Origin of the sequence: Halothiobacillus sp. DCM-1, assembly GCF_045689735.1 — a bacterium.
Taxonomy (GTDB): domain Bacteria; phylum Pseudomonadota; class Gammaproteobacteria; order Halothiobacillales; family Halothiobacillaceae; genus Halothiobacillus.
Window position 1 is genome coordinate 669,748 of record NZ_CP142685.1, and the last position, 24,418, is coordinate 694,165.

The following is a 24,418-nucleotide window of genomic DNA, read 5'->3' on the forward strand; positions in this document are numbered from 1 at the left end:
AGGCGCGGGCGTTTTTTCCGGCCGAACCAGCAGAGGAACAGGGGCAATGGGTATTCGCGGGGGGCAAGGGGGGCTGCTGGCATTGCTGGCGGTCGTTGGGGGGCTGAGCGGCTGTCCGCAATCCCAGCCGGATGCGGTGGCGGAGGCACCGATGGTGAAGGTGGCGGCGATCGAACCGGGTGAGCGGGCACAGCCGGATCTGTTCGGTACGGTCGTGGCGGCGGTCGAAACGCCGGTCGGGTTCGAGATTGGCGGGCGGATCGCCACGCGGCCAGTGTCCCGGGGGGCGACGGTGGTGGCCGGTCAGGTGCTCGCCACGCTCGATCCCGCGCCGTTGAAGGCGAGTGCGGATAGCGCCCGGGCGGCGCAGGTTCAAGCGGCGGCACAGGCCGATTTTGCCCGGCAGAATGTGGCGCGGGTGCGCGCGCTGTTTGAGAAAAAACTCGCCAGCCCGCAGGAACTCGATCAGGCCGTGTCGCAGGCAAAGGCCGCGGATGCCGCGCTCGCGGCGGCGGCGGCGAATGCGGAACGGGCACAACTGAATCTGGCCTATGCCACGCTCAAGGCACCGTTCGATGGCGTGGTGACGGCGTTGTCGGCGGATCAGGGCGCGGTGGTTGCTGCCGGGCAGCCGGTGCTGACGCTGGCCAAGGCGGGTACCCGTTCGGTCTTGGTCGCGGTACCGGAAGCTCGGATGAGCCAGTTGCCCGAACGCGCTGCCGTGGCGTTGCCGCCGGGCTTCCCGCCCTTGCCTGCGCCCTTGACGGTGAATGGCTTTGAGGCCGAAGGTGCCGCAGAGGCCGCGAGCCGTACCGTGGCGGTGCGTTTTCACCTGCCGGCCGATGCGCCGGTGGCTTTGGGGCAGAGTGTGCGGTTACATTTTTCGGACACGCCCGTACTCAAGACGGTGCCCATCGGCGCGATTGGCGGCGAGAATCATCAGGCGCTGCTCTGGGTTGTGCAGCAGGGGACGGTGCGACCCTATCCGGTCACCGTGCTGGCGCTGACCGATGAGCGGGCAATCATCGAGACGAATCTGCCCTTGGGCACGCCGGTGGTGGCGCTGGGCACGAACCGGTTGCATCCGGGTGAGAAGGTACGGATTCAGCCGCCGATGGGTATCGATGTGCCCGCCGTGCCTGGCAGCAGCACAACACCGGGTGCCTTATGAACCGGCGGGTTTCTGCGTTCAATCTCTCGGCACTGGCGGTGCGCGAGCGCGCCGTCACGCTGTATTTCATTCTGATGGTGGCGCTGGTTGGGGTTTATGCCTTTGTGTCGCTCGGTCGGGCGGAAGACCCTTCGTTCACGATCAAGGTGATGGTGGTGACGGCGCAATGGCCGGGTGCCACCGCGCGGCAGATGCAGGATCAAGTCGCCGATCCTCTGGAAAAAGCGCTGCAGGCCGTACCGTATTTCGATCGGGTGGAAACCACGGCGCGCCCCGGCAGCGTGGAAATGCTGATCAATTTCAAGGAATCCACGCCGCCGGATCAGGTGCAGGGCGCGTTCTATCAGGTACGCAAACATCTGGGGGATGTGGCGCACACCCTGCCGCCGGGCGTGCTGGGTCCGTTTTTCAATGATGATTTCTCGGATGTGTATTTCACGCTGTATGCGCTCACGGCGCCCGGTTTGCCCGACCGGGAATTGACCCGTCAGGCGGAACGGTTGCGGCAGGCGGTGCTGCGCGTGCCGGGCGTGGCTAAAGCGCACATCATCGGCGAGCGGCCGGAACAGGTGATGGCCGATCTCGATCCGGTGAAACTCCAGGGGTTGAATCTCTCGGTCGCGCAGATCGCGCAGGCGCTGGCGGCGCAGAACGCGGTGACGCCCGCAGGGCTGATCGAAACCGCCGGGCCTCGGGTGTATCTGCGGATCGACGGCGGTTATCAGGCGGATGAGCCGGGGCTGTTGGCGCGGATTGCCGCAACACCGTTGGTGATCGGTGACCGGCAGATTCGCTTGGGCGATGTGGCGACCCTGCGGCATGGAGAAGCCGATCCGCCGAGTTTTCTGATCCAGAATCGCGGGCAGGATGCGGTGATGGTCGGCGTCATCATGGCGGCGAATGTCAATGGCTTGTCGTTGGGGCAACGGCTCGATGCCTTCGAGCGCGCCGAACAGGCGAATCTGCCGCTGGGGGTTCAGCTCACGAAAGTCACCGACCAAGCGCATGCCATTGCGGCGGCGGTGAATACTTTTCAGATCAAGTTTTTCGTGGCGCTCGGTGTGGTCATGCTGGTGGGCTTTCTCGCGCTCGGCCTGCGTGCCGGGTTGGTCGTGGCGCTCGCGGTACCCCTGACTTTGTCGATCACCTTTGCGGTGATGTGGATGACGGGTAAGAACCTCGACCGGATCACCCTCGGCGCCTTGATTCTCTCGCTCGGCCTGCTGGTGGATGATGCCATCATCGCTATCGAGATGATGCTGGTGAAGCTCGAAGAGGGCTTGCCCCGGGAAGCGGCGGCCGCCGCCGCCTGGGACATCACGGCGGCACCGATGCTGGTCGGCACGCTGATTACCGTCACCGGATTCGTGCCGATCGGCTTTGCGGTGTCGAATGTCGGTGAATATGCGGGCAATATCTTCTGGGTGCTCGGTATTTCGCTGATTGCCTCCTGGTTCGTGGCGGTGGTGTTTACCCCGTATCTGGGCGTGAAGCTGCTGCCGCATATTCCGGCGCATCCGCAGGCGGAAGCGGGGATGTATCAGGGCAGGCTGTACCGCGGTCTGCGCCGGGTGGTCGTGTTCTGCGTCGATTATCGCTGGCTGGTGGCCGGGGCGACGCTGCTGCTGTTCGTGGCGGCGGTCGGGGTGATGAAACAGGGGGTCGCCAAGCAGTTCTTCCCCAGCTCCGATCGCCCCGAATTGTTGATCGACATCGAGCTGCCCGAAGGTTCCTCGATCCGCGCGACCGAGCAGGTGGCGCATCGCGTCGAGGCCGTGCTCAACGGCGCACCGCAGCTCGAATCGCTCTCGACCTACATCGGCCAGGGCGCGCCACGGTTCTTTCTCGCGCTCAATCCCGAGCTGCCGGATCCGGCGTTCGCCAAAATCATCGCTGTGGCGCATAACGCCAAGCAACGCGATGAATTACAAGCGTTTTTACAGCGGAAAATCGATGAAGGCGCGTTCCCGGAGGCGCGCGTGCGGCCGCATCCCTTGCTCTATGGCCCGCCGGTGATCTGGCCGGTGCAGTTTCGGGTGATGGGGCCGCAAATCCGCGAATTGCGCCGGATCGGTGAGTCGGTGCGTGCGGTCATGGCGCAGAATCCGCACACCATCGACCCGCACCTCGCCTGGGGGGAGCAAACCCCGGTCTGGCAGGTCAAGCTCGATCCCGCACGCCTCGCGGCACTGGCCTTGACCCCCGCCGCGGTGGCTGAACAAACGCAGGGCTGGCTCAATGGCCAGACCGCGACGCCGCTGCGGGTCGATATCCGCAGTGTGGCTCTGGTGCTGCGCGGTGCGCCGGATGCGGTGCGCGATCCCCAGCAACTGGCGGCCTTGCCGATCCGGCTGGGCAATGGCCGGACAGTGCCACTCGGACAGATCGGTGCGGTGACCACGGCGCTGGAATACCCCGTGCTCAAGCGCCGTAACCGCGAGCCCTATATCAATGTGAATGCCGAAGTGCAGGGCGCCCAGCCGCCGGATGTGACCAATGCCATCTGGCAGGCGCTGGCGTCGGTACGGGCGAATCTGCCGCCGGGCTATGAGATTCAGATCGGCGGTTCCGTGGAGGAATCTGGCAAGGCGCAGGCGTCGATCCTTAAGGTGATGCCGGTGATGCTGGTGCTGATGCTCACGCTGTTGATGCTGATGATGCGCAGCTTCCCCGGCCTGTTCATGGTGCTCTTGACCGCGCCGCTCGGGCTGATCGGTGCGGCGTCGTCGCTGGCCTTGTTCCAGCAGCCGTTCGGCTTTGTCGCGCTGCTGGGCTTGATCGGCCTCGCGGGGATTTTGATGCGGAACACCCTGATTCTGGTCGGGCAGATTCATGAGAATGAACGACAGGGGCAGGATCGCTACACCGCCGTGATCGAGGCAACCATCCGCCGCGCCCGACCGGTGGTGCTGACGGCGCTGGCGGCGGTGCTGGCCTTCATCCCGCTGACGGAAAGCACCTTTTGGGGCCCGCTGGCCTACACCCTGATCGGCGGGATTTTTGTCGGCACTTTTCTGACGATTCTGTTCCTGCCCGCCATGTATGCGCTGTGGTTTCGGGTGCGGCGGCCAACCGGATGATGGGCTGGCCTTCGCAGTCGTGTCGTGGGGCTTTGCCCTGCGCGCAGGATTTGGCATGCTGGCGGGCGTTGAATCCCCTCCTCTCTGGTCAAGGAATCCGTGATGACTGTCTCTGAACTCGCTGGTACCGTGCCGCCCGCTGCGCTGCGGGTGCGCATCCCTGAATTGATCACCGCCTATTACGCGCAACGCCCCAATCCTGCCGTGGCGCGCGAGCGGGTGGCCTTTGGTACCTCGGGTCATCGCGGATCGAGCCTGATGACGGGGTTCAACGAAGGGCACATCGTGGCGGTGACGGCGGCGCTGGTGGAGTACCGCCGCACGCAGGGTATCGGCGGGCCTTTGTTTATCGGCTTCGATACGCATGCGCTGTCCTGGCCGGCGTTTGTGACTGCCATCGAGGTGCTCGCGGCGGCTGGGGTCACGGTGCATTATCAGGATGGTTTTCTGCCGACGCCGACGCCGGTGATTTCCCGGCGCATCATCGAATTCAACCAGACCGCCCCAGCCCGCGCACAGGCCGATGGGGTCGTCATCACGCCGTCGCACAACCCGCCGACCGATGGCGGATTCAAATACAACCCGACCCACGGCGGGCCGGCGGATACCGATGCCACGGGGTGGATCGAGCGCCGCGCCAACGAGATTCTGGCGGACTGGCAGTCGGTGCCGCGCGAGCCGTTTGCGACCGCGCTGGCCGCCCCGCAGCGGGTGGCGGAAGATTTTATTGCGCCGTATGTGGCCGAATTGGCGCAAGTGATTGATATGGATGCGATCCAGGCGGCGGGGGTGTCGATCGGGGTCGATCCGATGGGCGGCGCGGGTTTGCCCTATTGGGCACCGATCGCCGCGCAGTATGGGTTGGATTTGACGGTGGTCAATGAGGCGGTCGAGCCGGATTTCCGCTTCATGCCGCTCGATCACGATGGCAAGGTGCGGATGGATTGTTCCTCGCCCTACGCCATGCAGAACCTGTTGCACATCAAGGATCGGTTCGATGTGGCGTTCGGCAACGATACCGATGCGGATCGGCATGGCATCGTCACGCCCGATGGCGGCTTGATGAACCCGAACCACTATCTCGCGGTGGCGATCGATTATCTGTTCCGGCATCGTCCGGCTTGGGCGGGCAAATCGCTGTCGATTGGCAAGACCGTGGTCTCCAGCGCCTTGATCGACCGGGTGGCCGCAGGGCTGGGCTTGCCGGTGTATGAAACGCCGGTCGGCATCAAATGGTTCCAGCCGGGGCTGACGGATGGCACGCTCGGCTTTGGCGGCGAGGAATCCGCTGGGGCGACCTTTTTGTGCCGTGATGGCAGCGTGTGGACGACGGACAAGGACGGCCTGATCCTCGGCCTGCTGGCGGCGGAGATTCTGGCCGTGACCGGCAAAGACCCGTGGGCGTATTACAACGAGCTGATCGCGCGGTATGGTGCGCCGTTCTATGCCCGCGCCGATGCCGCGATCAGCCCGGAGCAGAAAGCCCGCTTCAAGGGGTTGAGCGCCGAATCGATCACGCAAACGACTTTGGCCGGCGAGGCCATTACCCGCGTGCTGACCCACGCGCCGGGCAACGGAGCGCCAATCGGCGGGCTCAAGGTCGAAACCGCCAACGGCTGGTTCGCGGCACGGCCTTCGGGGACAGAAGATATTTACAAGATTTACGCCGAAAGTTTCATCTCGGCCGAACATCTGCGGCAGATTCAGGCAGAGGCCCAGGCGTTGGTGCAGCAGGTGCTTTCCGCTTGAAGTGCGTGATGCGGCGATAACGATAAAAATCCTGAGGATTCGAGCGAATGTTGATTGCTTTTGTGGTGCTGTACCTGGTGCTCTCGATCGTGATCGGGCTTTTGGCTGCGCGGAAAGTGCACAACACGGCGGACTTTATGACCACGGGGCGGGCATTGCCGCTGCCCATCGTGGTCGGGGTGGTGTTCGCCACCTGGTTCGGTGCCGAGACCGTACTCGGGATTCCCGGTACCTTTTTTGAATCGAACCTCGGCGGGCTGATTTCCGATCCCTTCGGTGCTGCGCTGTGTCTCGTGCTGTTTGGCCTGGTGTTCGCCCGTCGGCTGTACCGGATGAATCTGTTGACCCTGGGCGATTTCTACCGCCAGCGCTTCGACCGGCGCGTCGAGGTGATCGCGGCGATCGCGATTACCCTGTCTTATCTGGGTTGGGTGGCGGCGCAGATCACCGCACTCGGCATGGTGTTCAATGTGCTCAGTCAAGGCGTGATCAGCGAATCCCTCGGCATTCTGCTCGGGGCGACCGTGGTGACGCTGTACACGGTGATCGGCGGGATGTGGTCGGTGGCGATTACCACCTTCTTCCAAATGATCGTGATCGTGGTGGGAATGACGGTGATTGCGGTGGTGGTCGGCGGCATGGCCGGTGGGATCGAGCCGGTGGTGCATCAGGCCGTGATCAACCATAAATTCGAGTTCTGGCCCGCGCTCAATGCAACCGCGATTCTGGCGTTCATCGCGGGTCTGCTGACGCTCGGGTTTGGCTCCATCCCGCAGCAGGATGTGTTTCAACGTGCCAACTCGGCCAAAACAGAAAACGCGGCGGTGTGGGGCAGCGTGCTCGGTGGGGTGGCGTATCTCCTGTTTGCTGCGATCCCGCTGTTCATCGCCTATGCGGCGACGGTGATCGACCCGGCGATGGTTCAGCAGATGATGGCGGGCGACACCGACAAAATCCTGATGGCGTTGATTCAAAACCATCTGCCGTTGTGGGCGCAGGTGGTGTTCTATGGTTCGCTCCTGGCGGTCATCATGAGTACGGCTTCGGGTACGCTGCTCGCGCCCTCGGTCACGCTGGCGGAAAACCTGCTCAAAGGCTGGCTGGCGCCGAGCGGAATGAGTGATCGGGACTTTCTGCGCCTGACCCGCTGGGTCATCATTGGCTTTGCGGTGGTGGTGACGGCCTATTCGCTGTGGCAGAACGCGGGGAATACCTCGATTCATACGATGGTGGAAAATGCCTACAAGGTGACGCTGGTGGTCGCCTTTGTGCCGCTGGCAGCGGGACTGTTCTGGCGCCGCGCGAACCGGATCGGGGCGTATGCGTCAATCGCCTTGGGACTGGCGGTGTGGTTGCCGCTGGAAATTTTCCTGCAAGATCCCAGCATACCGCCGCAGTTTTACGGCTTTGCAGCCAGTATCTTGGGGATGGTGGCGGGCTCGTTGCTCAGCCGCCGAGTGTGAACTGCCTGGAGGAAGCGCGTCATGGAAACCGGTTTTCATCCGTTGACTGAACTGTTCGCCCAGTTGGGCTTGCCGAATCAGCCAGACCAGATCAATACCTTTGTCGAAGCACACAAAGGGTGGACGCAGCCTTTGCCGGAGGCGCCATTCTGGTCCGCATCGCAAGCCCGGTTTTTGGCCGAGGCGCTGACCGAGGATGCCGACTGGGCTGAGGCGGTCGATCATCTGGCGGCGTTACTGCGCTGAAGCGCGGGCTTCGGCGGGTAGCAGCGCGGCTTTGAGCGACTCGGAGAGGGGCGAGGCGCCGAGCCAGATGCCGAAATATGCCTGCGCGAGCGCGGCATCTTCCCGGCTGAACACCGTGCGTTGATTGAATTGGAGGATCAAGCGCGGGGGTTGCCAGATCAGGGTATAACGATCCCCCGGCTGAACCGACTGCATACTCGATTCGAGTGCATCGAGCGCGGGTTGCAGTGCGGCCAGTTGAGACGGGTCGTACTGGCGCTCAAGAACCGTCTGGCTGGCCTCGCGAATCTGGGCGGCGCTGACGCGCTGGTGATAGTGCAACACCAAGGCACGCGGGGTGTCCGGTTCGAGCACACGGGCGGCGGACACGGGTTTCGGGGTGTACAGACCGGCATCGTACACATCGAACCACAAGTAGGTCGCGGTGCCTTCGCCCCGGCGTGGCCAGGTTTGGCCGTCGATGCTGAGCTTGGCCGGCAATTCGGCGCAGGCCGTGCCGGAAAATATCAGGCTGCCGATCAGCCCCAAGATCATCCCCAGGGTGTGCACTGGAAGAGTCAACCGTAGCGCGCGGGTCATCTTCAGCGATCCGGGTCGGTTTTGCTGAAGAACAGCGTCACTTCCCCGACGCGCACGCCAAATTTGCTGACATAGGCGCGGTTCATCATGGTTTTCTCGCTCAGGCGGAACATCCAGTCATCGAAGCGGACATCGATCGTGCTGCCCTTGTAGGGGAGCTTGAGCGTGTAATGCCAGTTCAGGGCTTGGCCGACTTCATGGCCGTGCGCAACGCCGACGATGTCCTCTGCCCGGCCGATATAGCGGTCGGTGCCGTCGCGGGTAATCCGCCAGACGCGCTCGCCTTTCTCGCCGTCGCTGTAATGGAAGTGTTCGGTCAGCACAAAGGTGTCGCCTTCCTGTTTGCCGATCAAATGCACTTTGAATTGCCGCTCGACGGCGCCGCCGCGCGACTGAAAAATCCCGTAGGCCCAGGTATCGCCCGCAAAATAGCCCGGCAGATCAAACCGTGGCTGGGTGTGGGCGAATTCCTGCAGATTCAATGAGGCACATCCGGTCATGGTGAGGCTAACCATCAACAGCAGAAGGGCGCGAAGCATGGGGGCGATCTCCGGGAAGTGAACGATGGGCGGGATGAATCCAAGGTTGCCGCCAGACCAGCCAGCCGGCCACCAGTTTGAACAGAACCGGCGTCGCGCCGTAAATCCAGGCGAGTGCTGCGGTTTGGGATGAGTCGGCGGTGTAGCCCGCAAGACTCAGTAAGCCGAAGGCCAGCCCGGTGGCGGCGGCCAATGCCAATTTGCTGACCAGACCAAACACGCCGTAGTACAGGCCGACGCGCTCGGTTTGCGCGGCGGAATCGTCTGCGGTGGCCAGATCCCCTTGCAGCGCCGCCGGTAATGCCAAGTCGGCACCGAGACTCAAGCCGCTCAAGAGGCAAATCACCGTGAACGCGGCCAGTTGCCCGCTGCCCAGGGCAGGCACCACGGCAAAACTCAGACCCGCCAACCCGATGGAGAGTCCCCAGGCGCGTTGGCTGCCCAGGCGCCGCGCCAGCCAGACCCAGGCAGGGAGCGCCAGGATGCCGCTGCCGAAATACAGCAGCAACAGCCAGCCCAAGGCGCCGGGAGCCTGGAGAAAGTGTTCGACATACAGCACGAACAGCACGGCGGGAATGCCATTGGCCAGATTATTCAAAAACACCGCAGCCAGCAGGCGCCGCAGGGCGGGGGCCGTGCGCAACATCGGCCACAGGGTGGTCAGCGCGGGTGGTTGTCGCCGAATGATGGGTTCCGGTACAGTCCAGAGCAGCAACAGCGTGGACAGCGGCAGCAGAATCAGCACGGCATAGAACACCGCCTGCAGAACGGCAGCGGGGTTCTGCGGGAAGAGAATCGGCAAGGCTGCCGCACAGAGGACGCCAACGAGCCCCAGACCTTCGCGGGCACTGGCCAGTCGGGCACGACCGAGTGGGGTCGGGTCGGCCTCGGCGCCCAGGCTTTGATAAGGCAGCGTGACCAGGCTCCAGCCGGCAAAGCCCAAAAAGGCCGCGACATACAGCGTACCGAGCCCCGCGTCGGCAGGGGGTTGCAGCAAGACATGGAGCGCGATGAGAAACGGTACGAGGCCCGCGACCATCATCTTTTTGCGGCGGTGCGGCGCAGGCACCCAATCGGCGGCGAACCCGATCAAGGGGTCGAGCACCACATCCCAAATCCGCGCCAGCATCAGTGCCAGTCCGACAGCCGCCAGCCCCAATCCGAGGTTATTGGCGTAGTACGCGGGCAAAAACACATACAGCGGCAGACCGAGCATCGCCAACGGCAATCCCGGCGTGCCATACGCCAACAACCGCGGCAGCGATAACGGCGCAGTGTTCACGCCGGGAGGGACTCGAATGGACGCTGCGGCGCGGCTGCGCTGGCATCGGGTTTTTCCAGCACCAGTTGCACCACATCGATATGACCCGCTTTGAATCCGGCAATGCAATAGGCGAGGTAGTAGCGCCAGGTTTGCCGGAATCGTGCGTCGAATCCCTGTGCCTGCAGGGCGGGTTCGGCGGCATCGAAGCGCGCGAGCCAGTGCGCGAGGGTGTGGGCATAGTCGGCGCCAAACCGGAACGGTTCACCCACGGTAAAACCGGCGCGTTGGGCGTGCTGCTGAAGGGCGGTGAGCGTGGGCAGCATGCCGCCGGGGAAGATGTATCGTTGGATGAAATCCGGTTCACGCGCGTAGTGTTCGAAGGCGGATTCCTTGATGGTGATGACTTGCAGTGCCGCCCGCCCGCCGGGTTTGAGCCGATCAAACACCGTTTGAAAATAGGTGGGCCAATAGCGCTGACCGACGGCTTCGAACATCTCGATCGACACGATGTGGTCGAACACGCCGGTTTGATCACGATAATCGGTCAGCGCAAACTGGGCGGAGCCCGGTAATGATTGATCGGCGACCCGGGCGCGCGCGAACGCCAGTTGCTCCGTCGAGAGCGTGATGCCGTGGACATGAATCCCCTGGGCGGCGGCTTGTTCGGCAAACCCGCCCCAGCCGCAGCCAATTTCGAGAATCTGCTCGCCGGGCTGGGCACCGAGTGCATCGATCAACCGCTGATATTTCCGCGCTTGCGCCACGGCCAGCGGTTCGTCGGCATGGCGGAACAGGGCGGCGGAATAGGTCATGGTTTCATCGAGCCAGAGCGCGTAAAACGCATTGCCGAGGTCGTAATGCGCGGCAATGTTGCGTCGGCTCCCGCGACGGTGGTTGGCGCGCAGCAGGTGCTGCACGCGGTGAACCAGCCGTGCCCAGAATCCGGCGCGCAGGTCGTCGTGGAGCAGTTCAAAGTTCCGGGCGCCGATTTCCAGCAAGCGGGGCAGGTCATCGGTGGAAAAATCGCCCTCGATGTAGCCCTCGGCGATGCCGATATCGCCTAAACGGGCAATGCGGCTGAACAGTCGGGCCGGATGATGGAGACGCCATTGCGCACGCAACTCCGGATGGCTTTCACCCCCGAAGACTTGGCTGCTGCCATCATCGGTGATGACCTGTATCCGACCGATCTTGATCTCGCCTAAAAAATGATTGACCCAGCGCGCCGCCAGCGGCAGGGCGAAATCGCTGGATTTCAGGGTTCGGATTTGACTGAGGGGCATGAGCTAACCTCCGTGGCAGGTTTAGGGGGAGACCGATGAAAAATGCCGCCGCGTCGCCAGATTTTCAGTGCCTGCCAATGAATCAGGAGGATCACCTTGAGCGTGAGCAAAGGAATGCGCAGTGCTGCAAGCCAGAGGTTGCGATCGGTCAGGGGCTGGGCGTGGGCGTGGTGGGTGGCGATGAGCGTGAGGATTTCCTCGCCGGATTCCGCGTTACGGGTTTCGCGGATCACGACCGATAACCGCTCGGCGGGATGATTCAGGCGAAAGTGGTATCGCATATTCATCGGCAAAAACGGCGAGACATGGAACACTTTGTCCGCGCTGGCGGCAAACGGATTCGAGAGGGGGCGACCGCCGTCATGCAGCAAATAATGGTGATGTTCACCAAAGGTATTGCTGACTTCGGCATTGATTGCCACCAGTGCGCCGGCCGCATTGTGGCAATACCACAGGGACAACGGATTGAACTGATACCCGAGCAGGCGGGGATAGGTGTTGATCAGTACCTTGCCGCCCTCGATTGGGCAACCGGCTGCCGCGCAGGTGCGGGTAATCCAGTCGCGTAATGATGCTTCTGGTTTTCGGCTGCCAAGGTCTTTTTGATACACCGAAAACAGGTTGAACCGATCCGCCGACAGCCAGCGATTCGCGGGGAAATTCGCTTCGAGATCGTCCAGATCAACCAGCAGGCTGAATACCCGATAATTGAAGCGGTAGGCCGGTTCCGTGAGCCGCTGGTGCATCACCGCGCCGAGATACAACCGTGAGCCGTTCATGCGGGCGATTTCCACGGGGGCGTGACACCGAACCGTTCCGCCACATCAACGGCAGAACGCAGCCCATCTTCATGAAAACCGTAACCCGTCCAGGCGCCGGCAAAATAGCAGTGCCGATGCCCTTGCAGACGCGGAAGTTCTTGCTGGGCGGCTACCGCCGGTACATCGAACACCGGGTGGTGATAGGTCATGACCCGATCCGTCAGCGCGGGATCGGGCGGGGTGAAGGGGTTGAGCGTCACCAGCCAGGGGCGATCGCTGCTCAGCCGTTGCAGATGATTCATCCAGTAGGTCACGGCGACGGCGCGGTGACCATCGGCGCGGGTTTGGCCGAGATAATTCCAGCTTGACCAAACCGCCCGGCGTTGGGGCATCAGCCGAAGGTCGCGATGCAAATACGCTCGGTTTTCCTGAAAACGGAACGCGCCGAGAATCCGTTGTTCCTCTGCATCGGGCGCATCCAACAGGGCGAGGGTTTGATCGGCGTGGCAGGCAAACACGCAGGCATCGAACCGCTCGCCTGTCTCGGGCAGATACACCCCCTGCGCCTCGCGCACCACCCGATGAATGGGCGTATTGAGCCGGGGGGTGAAGCGGCCATCCGCCAGAATCGCTGCCACATAGCGCGCGGAGCCGCCGACCACGGTTTCCCATTGCGGCCGATCCTGCACATTCATCAGGCCGTGATTTTCAAAAAACTGCAAAAAGCTGTGCGCCGGAAAATCGAGCATCACCTGAGTCGGGCAGGACCAGATCGCGGCCGCCATCGGCAGCAGATAATCGTGGATCAATCCCGAACCAAAACCGTGCTGCTGCAGAAAATCCCCCAGCGTCGTCTGCCGGTTCTGCGCGGGTTCTGTCAGTGCGGCCTTGCCAAGCCGGTTGAACCGCAAAATATCGCGCACCATCTGTAGAAAACGGGGACGAAGCAGATTCACCGGCTGGGCGAACAGCGTGGCGAGCGAAGAACCGCCGTATTCGAGCCGGCCGCCATCCAGCGTGACCCCAAAGGACATTTCCGTGGACTGCGTGGTGATGCCCAGCGTGCGAAACAGCCCGGTCAGATGCGGGTAGTTGGGGCGGTTGAACACAATGAAGCCGGTGTCGATCGCCTGTTGGCCGGCGCCTAAATCCTGCAGGGTATGCGTGTGGGTGTGTCCCCCGAGGTAGTCGTTCTGCTCGAACAACGTGACCGAGTATTTCTGCCCCAATAACCAGGCCGACGCGAGACCCGCAATGCCAGAACCGATGACGGCAATGCGGCGGTGGGCGGGGAGAGGGTTGTCTGTAGGCATAAAGGGCTCGCGTTGATCGAAGAATTTCACCCCAGGATGTATAGATCATGTATAGCTTTTGTGCAATTTATTCGAGCGGCTCTCGTGGGGTGTTTTGGCTCGTCTGAGTGATATACGCCCCAGGCGCGGATTTGGGTGCGTGCAGAATTCGCGCATGAAAAAAACCCCCGCTCATCCACGATGAGCGGGGGTTGCAGCAATGAATAAGGCGTTGGGCTTAGCCTTTACGCTGTTCGATCATCTGGTGAATGATCGGCGTCAGGATCAGATCCATGGCGTAGCTCATCTTCCCGCCCGGCACCACGATGGTGTTGTACCGGGACATGAACGAACCGGGGATCATCGACAGCAGGAACGGGAAGTCCGCACCGAATTTCTTCGGATCGCTGAAGTGGATGATGACCAGGCTTTCATCCGGGGTCGGGATGTCGCGGGTGATGAAGGGGTTGGAGGTGTCCACCGTCGGGACGCGCTGGAAATTGATGTCGGTGCGGGAGAACTGCGGGGTGATGAAGTTCACATAATCCGGCATCCGACGCAGGATGGTATCCACCGTGGCTTCGGCGGAATAGCCGCGCTCGGCGTTGTCGCGGAAGATTTTCTGGATCCATTCGAGGTTGATGATCGGCACCACGCCCACGCCCAGATCAACATGCGCGGCCACATCCACCGCATCGGTTTTCACCAGGCCATGCAGCCCTTCGTAGAACAGCAGATCGGTACCCGCCGGGATGTCTTCCCAGGGGGTGAATTCACCGGGTTTGAGGTTGGTGTTCAGCCGCGCGTTGTGCTCGGCGGCTTCTTGATCGCTGTGAATGTAGTAGCGTTTTTTGCCGGTGCCGGATGCGCCGTAGGTTTTGAACAGCTCGCCGAGTTTGTCGAAGTGGTTGGCTTCCGGGCCAAAATGGGAAAAGGAGAAGTTGCCCGCCGCTTCGGCTTTTTTGACGGCTTCACGAAACTCCATCCGCGCCAAGCTGTGAAAGCTGTCGCCTTCGATGACCACCGGGGTCAGGGTTTCGCGGCGGAAAATGTGCTCGAACGCGCGCTTGACGGTGGTAGTACCAGCGCCGGATGAACCGGTCACGGCGACGACAGGGTGCTTGACGGACATAGCCTCTCCTCAAAAATTTCAGGTTAAATCAAAGAATCAAATTGGATCACGCCGCGCGAACCCGGTTTGAGCGAATCTGATGCAATCCCCGGTCAGGTCGGCCAACGGGGCTTGAGATATTAGGGCTTTATCGGCGTGACGACAAGCATAGCCAGGCAAAATCTGACCAGAATCAGGCGCTTTCCGGGTTCATTTGGGTGCGTTGATACCGCAGATCAAAGACCGCATGCGCCAACCGGATGCCGCGTCGTTCGAATTTGGTTTCGGGGCGTTCGGCGGGGCGCTGGTTTTCGCCCGAACCCTGATGCAGCGCGGTAAACGCCGGGTGGGCATCGAGCACGCCGCGCATGTGTTCGGCATACGGCGCCCAGTCGGTTGCCAAATGCCACAGTCCCTGTGGTTTCAGCCGTTCGGCGACGAGATCGGCAAATCCGGTTTGCACGATGCGCCGTTTATGGTGGCGGGTTTTGTGCCAAGGGTCGGGGAAGAACAGCAACAGGCGGCTCAGGCTCTGCGGCGGCACCCGTTCACGCAAAAACGGCACGGCGTCCTCACTCACGACGCGCAGGTTGGTCAACTGGCGCTGTTCGATGCCGAGCAATAAATGGCCGACCCCAGGGCGATGCACCTCGACCCCGATGAAGTCCTGCTCCGGCGCGGCGGCGGCCATCTCCAAGAGGCTCTCGCCGTTGCCGAAGCCAATCTCCAGCGTGACCGGCGCGACCCGCCCGAATACGGCGGGAAAATCCAGGGCGGCCCCCGTTCCGGTGAGCGCGAACCGGGGCAGGAGTTCATCCAGCGCCCGCTGCTGCGCCACGGTGAGCCGGCCTTCGCGGCGGATGAAGGAACGAATCGGGCGATGCGGCGGTGGGTTTGTGCCGTTCATGCTCAGAAAAACACCCCATCCAACGGCGACGATGCGCTGGCGTAGCGCTTGCGGGGCATGCGTCCCGCGCGGAAGGCGGCGCGACCAGCTTCGACGGCTTTTTTCATGGCTTCCGCCATCAACACGGGGTGTTGTGCGGCGGCAATCGCAGTATTCATCAACACGCCGTCGCACCCCAGCTCCATCGCAATTGCGGCATCCGAGGCCGTGCCGACGCCCGCATCGACGATGATCGGCACCGTGGCATTCTCGATGATCGTCAGCAGGTTGTATTTGTTCTGGATGCCCAGACCCGAGCCGATCGGTGCGGCCAGCGGCATCACCGCCACGCAACCGATTTCTTCCAACCGTTTACACAGAATCGGGTCGTCGGAGGTATAAACCATCACCTCGAACCCATCGGCGACCAGAATCTCGGCGGCTTTGAGCGTTGCCACGACATCCGGGTACAGCGTTTTGGCATCGCCCAGAACTTCAAGCTTGACGAGGGTGTGGCCATCGAGCAGCTCGCGCGCGAGTTTGCAGGTGCGCACGGCGTCCTCGGCGGTGTAACAACCGGCCGTATTCGGCAGCAGGGTATAACGATCCGGCGGCAGTACATCCAGCAGGTTCGGTTCATCCGGGTTTTGGCCGATATTGGTGCGGCGAATGGCGACCGTGACGATCTCCGCGCCCGCCGCTTCCGTGGCGGCTCGGGTTTCTTCCAGATCTTTGAATTTGCCCGTGCCGGTGAGCAGGCGGGAGTGGAATTGACGCGAGCCGATGGTGAGTAAATCAGGGGAATGCATGCAGAGCCTCGGGCAATAACAAATGGCGAAATGGTTGGCGAACAGGCCGTGGAAAAACGCTTTTCAACGGCCTGCTAGTGTAACGAAAGCGCCTCGGCGATGAGTTATTCCTTGGCGAGGATTTTGTGCCATAACGAGGCTGGAACGGGCATGATCGATAGCCGGTTGCCCCGGCGAACCAAGGGTAATTCGGCCATTTCCGGGTCGGCTTTGAGTTCATCGAGGGAGATCAACCGTTTCAAATGCCGTTCATAACCCACATCCACCTGCACCCAGCGCGGGTTTTCCGGGGTGGATTTCGGGTCGAAATAGCGATGCGTGGGGTCGAACTGGGTGGGGTCGGGGTAGGGCGTGCTGATGACCTTCATCAAGCCGACAATGCCCGGCACCTTGACATTCGAGTGATAAAAAAACACGCCATCGCCGATTTTCATGCCATCGCGCATCATGTTGCGTGCCTGATAGTTGCGTACCCCATACCAGCCTTCGACCTTTTGCCGCGCCAGATCATCAATGGAAAACACATCCGGTTCGCACTTCATCAGCCAATAGTTCATCAGCGGGTTCCTTTGGTGTGGTGAAAACGGGTCAGGCCATGTTCAGTCACGATGGCATCGAGCGGAACATCCCAGGGGTCGGCGGGTAATTCGCTCACCTGCTGACAGGCAAACGCGACCCCGATCAGGAACGGCCTCGGCCGCCGCAGATATTGCAATGTCCGGTCGTAAAACCCCGCGCCCATGCCGAGACGATGGCCTTGTGCATCGAAGCCCACCAGCGGCAGGACGATGAGATCCATCCGGCGGGCGGATTTGATCGCCGAGCGGGGCGGCTCCACGATTCCAAACCGGTTGCGTTGGCTGCCCCCCCGTGGCGCATCGAAACGCGGCAGGTGTCTGGCCGCACGGAACTGCAGGCTGCCTTGCGGACGAATGACCGGCAGCCAGAATCGCCGGGGATGCCGGGCGATCAACGCGGACAAATCCACTTCGCCATCAAACGGCAGGTAGGCCGCGACATATTGTGCCGAACGCCGGTTGATAAAGCGGGCGAGGGTGGCGGTAATCCGGCGTTCGGCGCACGCACGCGCATACCCGGTCAACGCACGACGACGGGCTCGGAGCAGACGACGCAAGGAGAATTTGTTATGAGCGGACATCAGGGTTCGCAGAATGGAATGTCTTCCAGAGCGCCGTTGGCGGTGCTTCGACCTAGAACCTGAGGTTCAAGCGGAAGGCGCGCAATGGATGTAAGGCTTTCCGACGCAGCGGACTTGCACACGACCCATTTGATGCACCCTCCAGGGTCGCAGAGTACGGCTCAAGGGATTGAGCACCACCTGACGAACGCACCAGAAGACTGCAAACATCCTAGATGACGAGCGCGTCCTTTGGCAAGGAGATTCGTGCTTGGGATTGGTGCTTGGGATTCGTGCTTGGGGTTTGTGCTTGGGGTTTGTGGTTGGGATTTGCGGTTGGGATTTGCGGTTGGGATTTGCGGTTGGAATTTGCGGTTGGAATTTGCGGTTGGAATTTGCGGTTGGAATTTGCGGTTGGAATTTGCGCGCGCGTTAGAGGTTTATGACGCCCAATTCTCTCAAAGTGCCCCATTTAACCATCCCCTCCTACAGAAGGTTAGGTTGCCCCCTCCTCTTACGGGGTGCCTCGTTACTCCCTCCCCCAGCAGGGGGAGGGCAGGGGTGGGGGCTTAAATGTCCAGCCAATTTACGGTGCCGCCGCCGGAGCGGGCGCCGCCAGTTCCTCCTGCAGCACCCGCCGCAAATGCGCTTCGCTTTCCTGATAAAACCCCGCCTCCGTTACGATCCGCCGGTGCAGTGCCGCCATCGACCAGCCGGATTCCTGCTGCCAGGGCGTGGGCACGGCATTGAGCAATTTCAGCGCCAGTGCCTGCTGGTGTGCGCCTGCCAGCGTAGCGGCAAACAGCAGCCGGGCGCCGGGCTCGGTGCCGGGTAAGCGTAACGCGGCGATGAAATCGTCATACGCAGCCAGCGGTTGCCCGGCGGCCAGTTCAAGCTGTGCCCGGCGGCTCAGCAGGCTGCGCTGCGTCGTCGGGTCGTCGGCCACGGTGGGATTGTGCAGCGCGGCATTCACCAGTTGCATCGCGAAATCCGCGCCAAACACCGGGCAATCCGTTTGCAGGCGCCCCAGGAAGGTGTCGAACTGATAGGCGGTGACATTCTGCGCCAGATCCCCCCGGCGGGCGAGCGACAACAGCGCGGGTGCCAGCGTGGGCGGCGCACTGCCCATCTCGCAGGCCAGAAATGCCCGGTTGGCCAGTACCAGCAAATCATCCGGATGCTCGGCGAACGCGGCATTCAGCAGGTGCTCGGCGGCGGGGTAATTCCCGGTTTTCTCCCAGAAGTTGGCGAGATAACTTTGGGCGCGGGCGGAATGCGGGTGTTCCTGCGCCCAGACCAGCGCCTGCGTGAACGGCTTGCCCCACAGCTCCGCGCGCTTGGCGGTCAAGCCCGCGAGCAACACGCACAGCGCAATCGCTACCCACACCGGCCAGCGCCGCGTCGTCGTTGTGCCCTCGACCAGCCACAGTGCCAGCGGCAAAAACATCAGCCCGGCGGGCAAATAATTGCGGTGTTCGAACATCAGCTCCAGCGGGATGACGCTCGATTCCAGCACTTGGCCGACCAGATAAAAGCCGAGTGCTAAACCAATCGACCGCGCCAGCGGCGCGCGCGCCCAGCGCAAGCCCACCGCCAGCGCGATCAGCCCAAGCAGGCCAAGCGTGGCGAACAGGGTGGATAGCGGCTGCCACAGACTCGTGGAAAGCCGGATGTCATCATTGAACAGCCCGCCATCATGCAGCCCCGGCAACCACAATTCCCGCAGGTAATCCCACAGGATGCGCGTTTCCGTTAGCAGCCGCTCGGCGGGCGTAAAATCGCGGCCAAAGGTTTGTCCCGAAAACAGCAACGGCAACTGATAGGCCAGATACGCTAGCAAGAGCGCGCTGGGCAGATAGACAAACACCCGCCGCCACCACACAAACCCGCGCCCGTCGCGGTCGAGTGCGCGGCCATCGGCATCGAACACGAATGCCTCGATCAGCCAGGCCAACAGCGGCAACAGCGCCCCGTTTTCCTTGGAAAGCGTCGCCAGCAGCGTGCCGAGTGCCAGCCCCAGGCTCATCGCCACATACGCCCGCACCGGCTTGCCCGCGCGCAGCCACAGCCGCCCCTGCACGAATGCCCACAGCCCGGCGAACACGAACAGCGCCGCCAGCATCGCCATGCGCTGAATCACATACAGCGTGGTCGAAACCCACAAGGGATGCAGCAGCCACAGCCCGGCGGCCAGCACCGCCACCCAGGCGGCGCGGCGTCGATCCAGCCCGAAGCCGCGTGCCAGCGCGTGCAGCAACCCGGCCAGCAGCAGGCCATTGAACAGATGAATCAACAGATTCGTGTGCTTGAGCCCCTCCGGCGAGACCGGCCAGGTGCGCGTATCCAGCAGAAAACTCGCCAACGCGATGGGGCGTCCGGTCGGGCCGGCAAAGCCGGAGGTAATCCACGCCCAAGCCTGCCAGGCATGTTGAATCGGGCCGTAATCCCCCAGGGGGGGCAAATTGCCGAAATCATCGAACAAAAACGCGCCGGATAACCCCGGCCAATACACCCCATAAGCCAGCAGCAACAGCGCGGCCAAGACCAATCCAGGTTTCCAGCTCATGCGCATGGTCAATGATCCTTATCCGGGTTCTGTTTCGGGCTTGCATTCTGGGGCAGTGCGGCCTCCGCCTGCTTTTTCGCCAGCGCCGCGCGGGCTGCGGCAATCTCCGCATCGTGCGTGCCTTTCGGGTTGAATTCCGTCATCCGCTCGATGCCGGTCGCGGCCATATCGAGCAGCCCGGCGGCAATCTGCATCGTCACCAGATTATTCCAGTACGCAAAATGGCGCGGGTCGAGCGTCACCGCCTGCTGCATCAGGCGGTAAGCCACCGGAAAATCGTGGGTAATGTTCGCCTCATAATTGGCCAGCAGCGTGATCAGCCCGTCATTATCGGGGTAGCGCGCCACCGCGAGGCGCAGCGTCTGCCCGAGCGCCTGCACCGCCTCGGGCGGATAATGGCACACCCCATTGAACCCGCACTGCACCAGGCTATACAGCGCGGACACATCCTCTGCCGAGGGCGGTTGATGATCCAGCTTCTGCCGAATATCCGCCCACCAGGCCGGATGGATCGGCAAGCCGTTTTTCGCACTCATGAAAATCAGCGCCTGATCCGCCTGAATACTCGCGCCGGGCAACTGGCTGGCCTTATCCATCAACTGCACGCCCATCCCGAACGACGGGCTGCTCACCCCCGGTGCGGTAATCATCATCAACCGCGCCAGGTCATAATTCGCGCGCGGCGAATCCGGGTGCGTCGTCGCCTCGAAATACGCCAGCCGGAACGGATTGCCCCACACCTGAGCGCGCAGCGCGGTGATGCCCGCATACAGCGCGATCAAGGCCAGCGCCGCACTCAGCATCAGCGTGCGCATCACCCGCGCCCGTTCCGCCTCGGCGGGCGACCAGGCCAGCATCAGCCCGAACAGTGCGAGAAACACCCCAAAGCTCGGCAGATAATTGCGGTGCTCATACACCAGCTCCAGCGGCAGATAAGTCGAAACCAGCGCATGCCCGGCAAAAAACCACAACACCCCCAGCGCGAACAGCGGCGCGCGCTGGCGCAGCGCCACCGCCGCGACGATCAGCGCGCCGATGCCGAGCCCACCGGCCAGCGTCGTCCACGGCGCAAGCCAGCCGGTCGAAACGGCCACATCATCGTGATACAGACTCAGGTCATTCGGCGCGGGCGCAATCAGCCAATGCAGATAATCGAACAGCACCCGGCCTTCCGTCCACAGCCGCTCGGCCAAATCAAACGGCCGGCCGGCAAAGGCGCGGCCATCCAGTGCGGCGGGCAGGGTGGCGAGCAACCCCAACCCCCCCGGCAGCGCCAGCACCAGCAGAAACAGCGGCACCAGCCCGCGTTCTGAGCCCGTTGCCCCCCGGCCACGCAGCACCAGCACCTCCAGCAGGAAGGCATACACCGGCAACATCACCCCGGTTTCCTTCGCCAGCGTGGCGAGCAGGGTGCCACCGAGCAGCCCACCGAGCACCCAGCGCCAGCCGCCGGAACGCCCCGCCCGCTGGCGTTGTCGCCCGTGCCAGTAGGCGAGCAGCCCCGCCAGCACAAACAGCGCCGAAAGGCTCTCCATCCGCTGCACCACATACAGCACCGCCGTGAGCTGCATCGGTGCCAGCAGCCAGGCGCCGGCGACCAGCAGCGCCAGCGTTTCGGGCGTGACCAGCCAGCGCGCGGCTTGATTGGCGCTCACTTGATCGATCATCACTTGGCGCAGCACCGCCCGACCCAGCAGAAAAATCAACATGCCATTGCCCAGATGAATCAACACATTCACCAGCTTCAGCGGCCAGGGTGCCAGCCCGGTAAACCAGGCTTGCAGGGCGAAACTGAACATCGAGATCGGCCGATCCGTCGGCCCCGAGCCGCTCGACCAGATCGCCTGCCAAAACGACTGATGCGACACAATCTGCGCAAACGCCGGGTTATCGACCAGATTGCCGAAATCATCGAACACAAATCCGCCCGACAAACCCGGCGCATACATCGCCAGGGTCACAAGCAGCAATAAAGCCAAGCCCAGAGTCGGGCGGGACAAGCGAAAAACAGCAGGCATTACCGAGACATCCGGGTCAAAAGCAAACAGAACGACGCACCGCGCGGTACAGTGGGCAGACTTCAGCGAAAACGATCCGTGGCCACCGCCGTGATCGAGTGGGGATCATACCGCGCAGCGGGCTGGTCGTGGCCGTCCGGCGACCATAAAAAAACCCCGCCGGAGCGGGGTCGATGCCATTAGGTTAACCGAAACGAATTAACGGCAAACCGCAGGTAAGTATTTGGCGAGAATAGTTGTGCCAGCAGAAGTGCCACAAGTGAAAGAAATCGTCCCGCCGCCAGTGGTTGCGGCACTGAGTACCAAAACAGATGATGTGATTGCGGTGTTGGATTTGTTACCGTAGGCCACAGTCATTTTACCGCCGCTAAGAGTGATGCTCTTAACATAGTTGCCATTGTAGGCTGTAGCGGCTAAGAAGCCTGTAGTGGTATTGGTAGGCCAGTTGCCGGTATTGGTGTAATACTCGACAGAGGGAGTCTTAAGGCCATCTGCTAAGCTCAGACCTTCAGAAACTTGCGCACGGATGGTGTAATCCTGATACGCCGGAATGGCAATGGCGGCCAGGATACCGATGATCGCGATCACGATCATCAATTCGATCAGGGTGAAACCCTTTTGAACGGTTTTGCTCATTTGCTTCAACATGACATCACTCCTTTGTGACTTGAGGTGAGGGCGATATGCCCCGCCGCTTAATTTAAGCAATGCTTGTGCCAGCTTTGGTGGTTGATTGGGGCTTTGGCTCGACAACCCGCCGCCCGCTCGTCCGGCTGCGGCTTGCGTTGCGTTATCGCGCGGAAGGGGGCGCCGCCCACTTATCCCTCCTGCGGCTCAGGTCGGGCTGAATTGTCACTTTTTGACAAAAGTCCCGCCGCCTGATTAAGCAATTTGTCACATCCTGACAATTTTTCCCGGCGATTGCTTCCTGACTCCGTACCTGAGGGTGTGCCATCGTCCGTGCCCGGGTCTGTGTGTGTGGCGGCCACTGATGGCTGATGATCTTTCATCGGAACCCACCTTGACTTCGAGTCGGCGTGGGGTTGGTTCATCCCAGCGCCCCTCCCCAACCCCCTACCCACGAGGGGGGCTAACATGTGCGAGGCGGATCCTTGTGTGGACATCTTTCCTAACCCCGCTCCTCAAGGGGGAGGGGCTAAGGCTTTCAGAAACCCACCCTCCTCGGGACGGGGCGAGCCAAGGTTGCTAAAAACACATCATCCACAAGGCAAGGTGGGGCAAAGTTCGCAGAAACGCTCCCTCCCCCTGCAAGGGGGAGGGTTGGGGTGGGGGTATTCACTCCAGCAGCCCCTCCCCAACCCCTCCCCACGAGGGGGGCTAACATGTGCGAGGCGGATCCTTGTGTGGACATCTTTCCCAACCCCGCTCCTCAAGGGGGAGGGGCTAAGGCTTTCAGAAACCCACCCTCCTCGGGACGGGGCAAACCAAGGTTGCCAAAAACATACCATCCACAAGACAAGGTGGGGCAAAGTTGGCAGAAACGCACCCTCCCCCTGCAAGGGGGAGGGTTGGGGTGGGGTGGGGGTATTCACTCCAGCGCCCCTTCCCAACCCCTCCCCACGAGGGGGAGGGACTAAGGCTTTCAGAAACCCATCCTCCTCGGGACGGGGCAAACCCAGGTCGGCAGGATTACTCCCTCCCCCTGCAAGGGGGAGGGTCGGGGTGGGGGTATTCATCAGTCAGGAAATACTGTCCGGGGTGGGATCAATCCAGCTAGCGTCTACTCTCCCGATCAATTAACGCCAGACGCACCGTTTCAAGCACGCCATCACACTGTTGTAGTACCTCGTTGTTCCAAAATCGCAGTACCTTGAACCCTTCTGTGGATAAAAACGCATCGCGCACCCGATCTTCCGCGTTATTCGCATGTTGCCCACCGTCGATTTCGATCACCAGCTTATGAGATAGGCAGACGAAATCCACGATATAGCGGCCAATGGGGGCTTGGCGTCGAAACTTGACGCCCAGTTGTTCCCCACGAAGATGTCGCCAGATGGCGCGCTCGGCATCCGTCATTTGCGCGCGGAGTTTGCGAGCGTTCTGAATGAGTGATGATCTGGTCATGTGGCCTTCCCTGCCGAGATGCTTGCTGGAGGGTTTCCTCATCATCGGGGTGCCCCCACCCATCGGAGCGCCCCTCCCCAACCCCTCCCCACGGGAGGGAGGGGCTAAGGCCCCCAGAAATTCACCCATCTCATCATCCCCCTTGAAGGGGATGGTGGGGTGATAATCGGATCACCTGATTTTTTACTCCCTCCCCCTTCAAGGGGAAGGACGGGAGTGGGGGTATTTACTCCAGCGCCCCTCCCCAACCCCTCCCCACGAGGGGGAGGGGCTAGGCCCTCAGAAATTCACCGATCTCATCATCCCCCATGAAGGGGATGATTGGAGTGCCTGATTTTTACTCCCTTCATCCCCCATGAAGGGGATGATTGGAGCGCC

Annotated in this window: 20 protein-coding genes and 1 other RNA gene; 5 read left to right on the forward strand and 16 right to left on the reverse strand. The window is 62.0% G+C overall.

From position 1 onward, the window contains the following. Positions 1–46: 46 nt before the first annotated feature. From VOI35_RS03175 to VOI35_RS03195, 5 genes are all read left to right on the forward strand, one after another. Positions 47–1,171 carry an efflux RND transporter periplasmic adaptor subunit gene (locus tag VOI35_RS03175; protein ID WP_407276452.1) on the forward strand — a complete coding sequence of 375 codons (1,125 nt, stop codon included), beginning with the start codon at positions 47–49 and terminating at the stop codon, positions 1,169–1,171. Then, positions 1,168–4,251 carry an efflux RND transporter permease subunit gene (locus VOI35_RS03180; RefSeq protein WP_407276453.1) on the forward strand — a complete coding sequence of 1,028 codons (3,084 nt, stop codon included), beginning with the start codon at positions 1,168–1,170 and terminating at the stop codon, positions 4,249–4,251. Before VOI35_RS03175 ends, VOI35_RS03180 begins: the two co-directional genes overlap by 4 nt. Positions 4,252–4,353: 102 nt before the next feature. Next, complete coding sequence (pgm, locus tag VOI35_RS03185; protein WP_407276454.1) at positions 4,354–6,000, forward strand: phosphoglucomutase (alpha-D-glucose-1,6-bisphosphate-dependent); 1,647 nt, start codon at positions 4,354–4,356, stop codon at positions 5,998–6,000. Between the two features lie 47 nt (positions 6,001–6,047). Beyond that, a complete protein-coding gene (locus VOI35_RS03190; protein WP_407276455.1) occupies positions 6,048–7,463 on the forward strand; it encodes a sodium:solute symporter family protein in 1,416 nt (471 codons plus the stop codon). A gap of 21 nt (positions 7,464–7,484) precedes the next feature. After that, the gene (locus VOI35_RS03195; protein ID WP_407276456.1) at positions 7,485–7,709 is read left to right on the forward strand and encodes a DUF2789 domain-containing protein; all 225 of its coding nucleotides are present in this window, start codon (positions 7,485–7,487) and stop codon (positions 7,707–7,709) included. Here the strand turns inward: VOI35_RS03195 and VOI35_RS03200 are convergent. The 16 genes from VOI35_RS03200 to VOI35_RS03275 form a co-directional block, all read right to left on the reverse strand. Further along, complete coding sequence (locus VOI35_RS03200) at positions 7,698–8,288, reverse strand: chalcone isomerase family protein (protein ID WP_407276457.1); 591 nt, start codon at positions 8,286–8,288, stop codon at positions 7,698–7,700. The two genes, VOI35_RS03195 and VOI35_RS03200, sit on opposite strands and share 12 nt — an antisense overlap. A 2-nt stretch (positions 8,289–8,290) precedes the next feature. Then, the gene (locus VOI35_RS03205) at positions 8,291–8,827 is read right to left on the reverse strand and encodes a DUF3833 domain-containing protein (RefSeq protein ID WP_407276458.1); all 537 of its coding nucleotides are present in this window, start codon (positions 8,825–8,827) and stop codon (positions 8,291–8,293) included. Then, on the reverse strand, positions 8,796–10,109 hold the full coding sequence (locus VOI35_RS03210; RefSeq protein WP_407276459.1) for an MFS transporter: 1,314 nt from the start codon (positions 10,107–10,109) through the stop codon (positions 8,796–8,798). Before VOI35_RS03210 ends, VOI35_RS03205 begins: the two co-directional genes overlap by 32 nt. Further along, a complete protein-coding gene (locus VOI35_RS03215) occupies positions 10,106–11,374 on the reverse strand; it encodes a class I SAM-dependent methyltransferase (protein WP_407276460.1) in 1,269 nt (422 codons plus the stop codon). The genes VOI35_RS03210 and VOI35_RS03215 overlap by 4 nt, the downstream gene beginning before the upstream one ends. Next, a complete protein-coding gene (locus VOI35_RS03220; RefSeq protein WP_407276461.1) occupies positions 11,347–12,153 on the reverse strand; it encodes a DUF1365 domain-containing protein in 807 nt (268 codons plus the stop codon). The genes VOI35_RS03215 and VOI35_RS03220 overlap by 28 nt, the downstream gene beginning before the upstream one ends. Beyond that, complete coding sequence (locus tag VOI35_RS03225; RefSeq protein ID WP_407276462.1) at positions 12,150–13,448, reverse strand: NAD(P)/FAD-dependent oxidoreductase; 1,299 nt, start codon at positions 13,446–13,448, stop codon at positions 12,150–12,152. The genes VOI35_RS03220 and VOI35_RS03225 overlap by 4 nt, the downstream gene beginning before the upstream one ends. A 217-nt stretch (positions 13,449–13,665) precedes the next feature. Further along, entirely contained in the window at positions 13,666–14,559 is an 894-nt protein-coding gene (locus VOI35_RS03230) for a phosphoribulokinase (RefSeq protein ID WP_407276463.1), read from the reverse strand. Between the two features lie 172 nt (positions 14,560–14,731). Further along, positions 14,732–15,445, reverse strand: coding sequence for a tRNA (guanosine(46)-N7)-methyltransferase TrmB (gene trmB, locus VOI35_RS03235; RefSeq protein WP_407276464.1), 714 nt, complete (start codon positions 15,443–15,445; stop codon positions 14,732–14,734). Positions 15,446–15,447: 2 nt separating this feature from the next. Beyond that, on the reverse strand, positions 15,448–16,233 hold the full coding sequence (locus tag VOI35_RS03240; RefSeq protein ID WP_407276465.1) for a thiazole synthase: 786 nt from the start codon (positions 16,231–16,233) through the stop codon (positions 15,448–15,450). 104 nt (positions 16,234–16,337) lie between these two features. After that, complete coding sequence (locus VOI35_RS03245) at positions 16,338–16,790, reverse strand: EVE domain-containing protein (RefSeq protein ID WP_407276466.1); 453 nt, start codon at positions 16,788–16,790, stop codon at positions 16,338–16,340. Beyond that, entirely contained in the window at positions 16,790–17,392 is a 603-nt protein-coding gene (locus VOI35_RS03250) for a 5-formyltetrahydrofolate cyclo-ligase (RefSeq protein WP_407276467.1), read from the reverse strand. Before VOI35_RS03250 ends, VOI35_RS03245 begins: the two co-directional genes overlap by 1 nt. Positions 17,393–17,410: 18 nt before the next feature. After that, positions 17,411–17,594: non-coding RNA, 6S RNA (gene ssrS / locus VOI35_RS03255), on the reverse strand. A 363-nt stretch (positions 17,595–17,957) separates the two neighbouring features. Then, positions 17,958–19,943: a tetratricopeptide repeat protein gene (locus VOI35_RS03260; RefSeq protein WP_407276468.1), complete on the reverse strand. Its 1,986-nt coding sequence runs from the start codon at positions 19,941–19,943 to the stop codon at positions 17,958–17,960. A gap of 2 nt (positions 19,944–19,945) precedes the next feature. Next, on the reverse strand, positions 19,946–21,955 hold the full coding sequence (locus tag VOI35_RS03265) for a tetratricopeptide repeat protein (RefSeq protein WP_407276469.1): 2,010 nt from the start codon (positions 21,953–21,955) through the stop codon (positions 19,946–19,948). 198 nt (positions 21,956–22,153) lie between these two features. Next, positions 22,154–22,591 carry a pilin gene (locus tag VOI35_RS03270; protein ID WP_407276782.1) on the reverse strand — a complete coding sequence of 146 codons (438 nt, stop codon included), beginning with the start codon at positions 22,589–22,591 and terminating at the stop codon, positions 22,154–22,156. Positions 22,592–23,689: 1,098 nt separating this feature from the next. After that, positions 23,690–24,040: an endonuclease domain-containing protein gene (locus tag VOI35_RS03275; RefSeq protein WP_407276470.1), complete on the reverse strand. Its 351-nt coding sequence runs from the start codon at positions 24,038–24,040 to the stop codon at positions 23,690–23,692. Positions 24,041–24,418 lie beyond the last annotated feature (378 nt).

What these genes read in the sequence shown, in the direction of transcription:
- VOI35_RS03205 (WP_407276458.1), bottom strand. Translation starts at nt 8,827, where the DNA reads ATGCTTCGCGCCCTTCTGCTGTTGATGGTTAGCCTCACCATGACCGGA.
- VOI35_RS03190 (WP_407276455.1), top strand. Translation starts at nt 6,048, where the DNA reads ATGTTGATTGCTTTTGTGGTGCTGTACCTGGTGCTCTCGATCGTGATC.
- VOI35_RS03245 (WP_407276466.1), bottom strand. Translation starts at nt 16,790, where the DNA reads ATGAACTATTGGCTGATGAAGTGCGAACCGGATGTGTTTTCCATTGAT.
- VOI35_RS03270 (WP_407276782.1), bottom strand. Translation starts at nt 22,591, where the DNA reads ATGAGCAAAACCGTTCAAAAGGGTTTCACCCTGATCGAATTGATGATC.
- VOI35_RS03220 (WP_407276461.1), bottom strand. Translation starts at nt 12,153, where the DNA reads ATGAACGGCTCACGGTTGTATCTCGGCGCGGTGATGCACCAGCGGCTC.
- VOI35_RS03250 (WP_407276467.1), bottom strand. Translation starts at nt 17,392, where the DNA reads ATGTCCGCTCATAACAAATTCTCCTTGCGTCGTCTGCTCCGAGCCCGT.
- pgm (WP_407276454.1), top strand. Translation starts at nt 4,354, where the DNA reads ATGACTGTCTCTGAACTCGCTGGTACCGTGCCGCCCGCTGCGCTGCGG.
- VOI35_RS03175 (WP_407276452.1), top strand. Translation starts at nt 47, where the DNA reads ATGGGTATTCGCGGGGGGCAAGGGGGGCTGCTGGCATTGCTGGCGGTC.
- VOI35_RS03240 (WP_407276465.1), bottom strand. Translation starts at nt 16,233, where the DNA reads ATGCATTCCCCTGATTTACTCACCATCGGCTCGCGTCAATTCCACTCC.
- VOI35_RS03260 (WP_407276468.1), bottom strand. Translation starts at nt 19,943, where the DNA reads ATGCGCATGAGCTGGAAACCTGGATTGGTCTTGGCCGCGCTGTTGCTG.
- VOI35_RS03230 (WP_407276463.1), bottom strand. Translation starts at nt 14,559, where the DNA reads ATGTCCGTCAAGCACCCTGTCGTCGCCGTGACCGGTTCATCCGGCGCT.
- trmB (WP_407276464.1), bottom strand. Translation starts at nt 15,445, where the DNA reads ATGAACGGCACAAACCCACCGCCGCATCGCCCGATTCGTTCCTTCATC.
- VOI35_RS03275 (WP_407276470.1), bottom strand. Translation starts at nt 24,040, where the DNA reads ATGACCAGATCATCACTCATTCAGAACGCTCGCAAACTCCGCGCGCAA.
- VOI35_RS03215 (WP_407276460.1), bottom strand. Translation starts at nt 11,374, where the DNA reads ATGCCCCTCAGTCAAATCCGAACCCTGAAATCCAGCGATTTCGCCCTG.
- VOI35_RS03200 (WP_407276457.1), bottom strand. Translation starts at nt 8,288, where the DNA reads ATGACCCGCGCGCTACGGTTGACTCTTCCAGTGCACACCCTGGGGATG.
- VOI35_RS03225 (WP_407276462.1), bottom strand. Translation starts at nt 13,448, where the DNA reads ATGCCTACAGACAACCCTCTCCCCGCCCACCGCCGCATTGCCGTCATC.
- VOI35_RS03180 (WP_407276453.1), top strand. Translation starts at nt 1,168, where the DNA reads ATGAACCGGCGGGTTTCTGCGTTCAATCTCTCGGCACTGGCGGTGCGC.
- VOI35_RS03265 (WP_407276469.1), bottom strand. Translation starts at nt 21,955, where the DNA reads ATGCCTGCTGTTTTTCGCTTGTCCCGCCCGACTCTGGGCTTGGCTTTA.
- VOI35_RS03195 (WP_407276456.1), top strand. Translation starts at nt 7,485, where the DNA reads ATGGAAACCGGTTTTCATCCGTTGACTGAACTGTTCGCCCAGTTGGGC.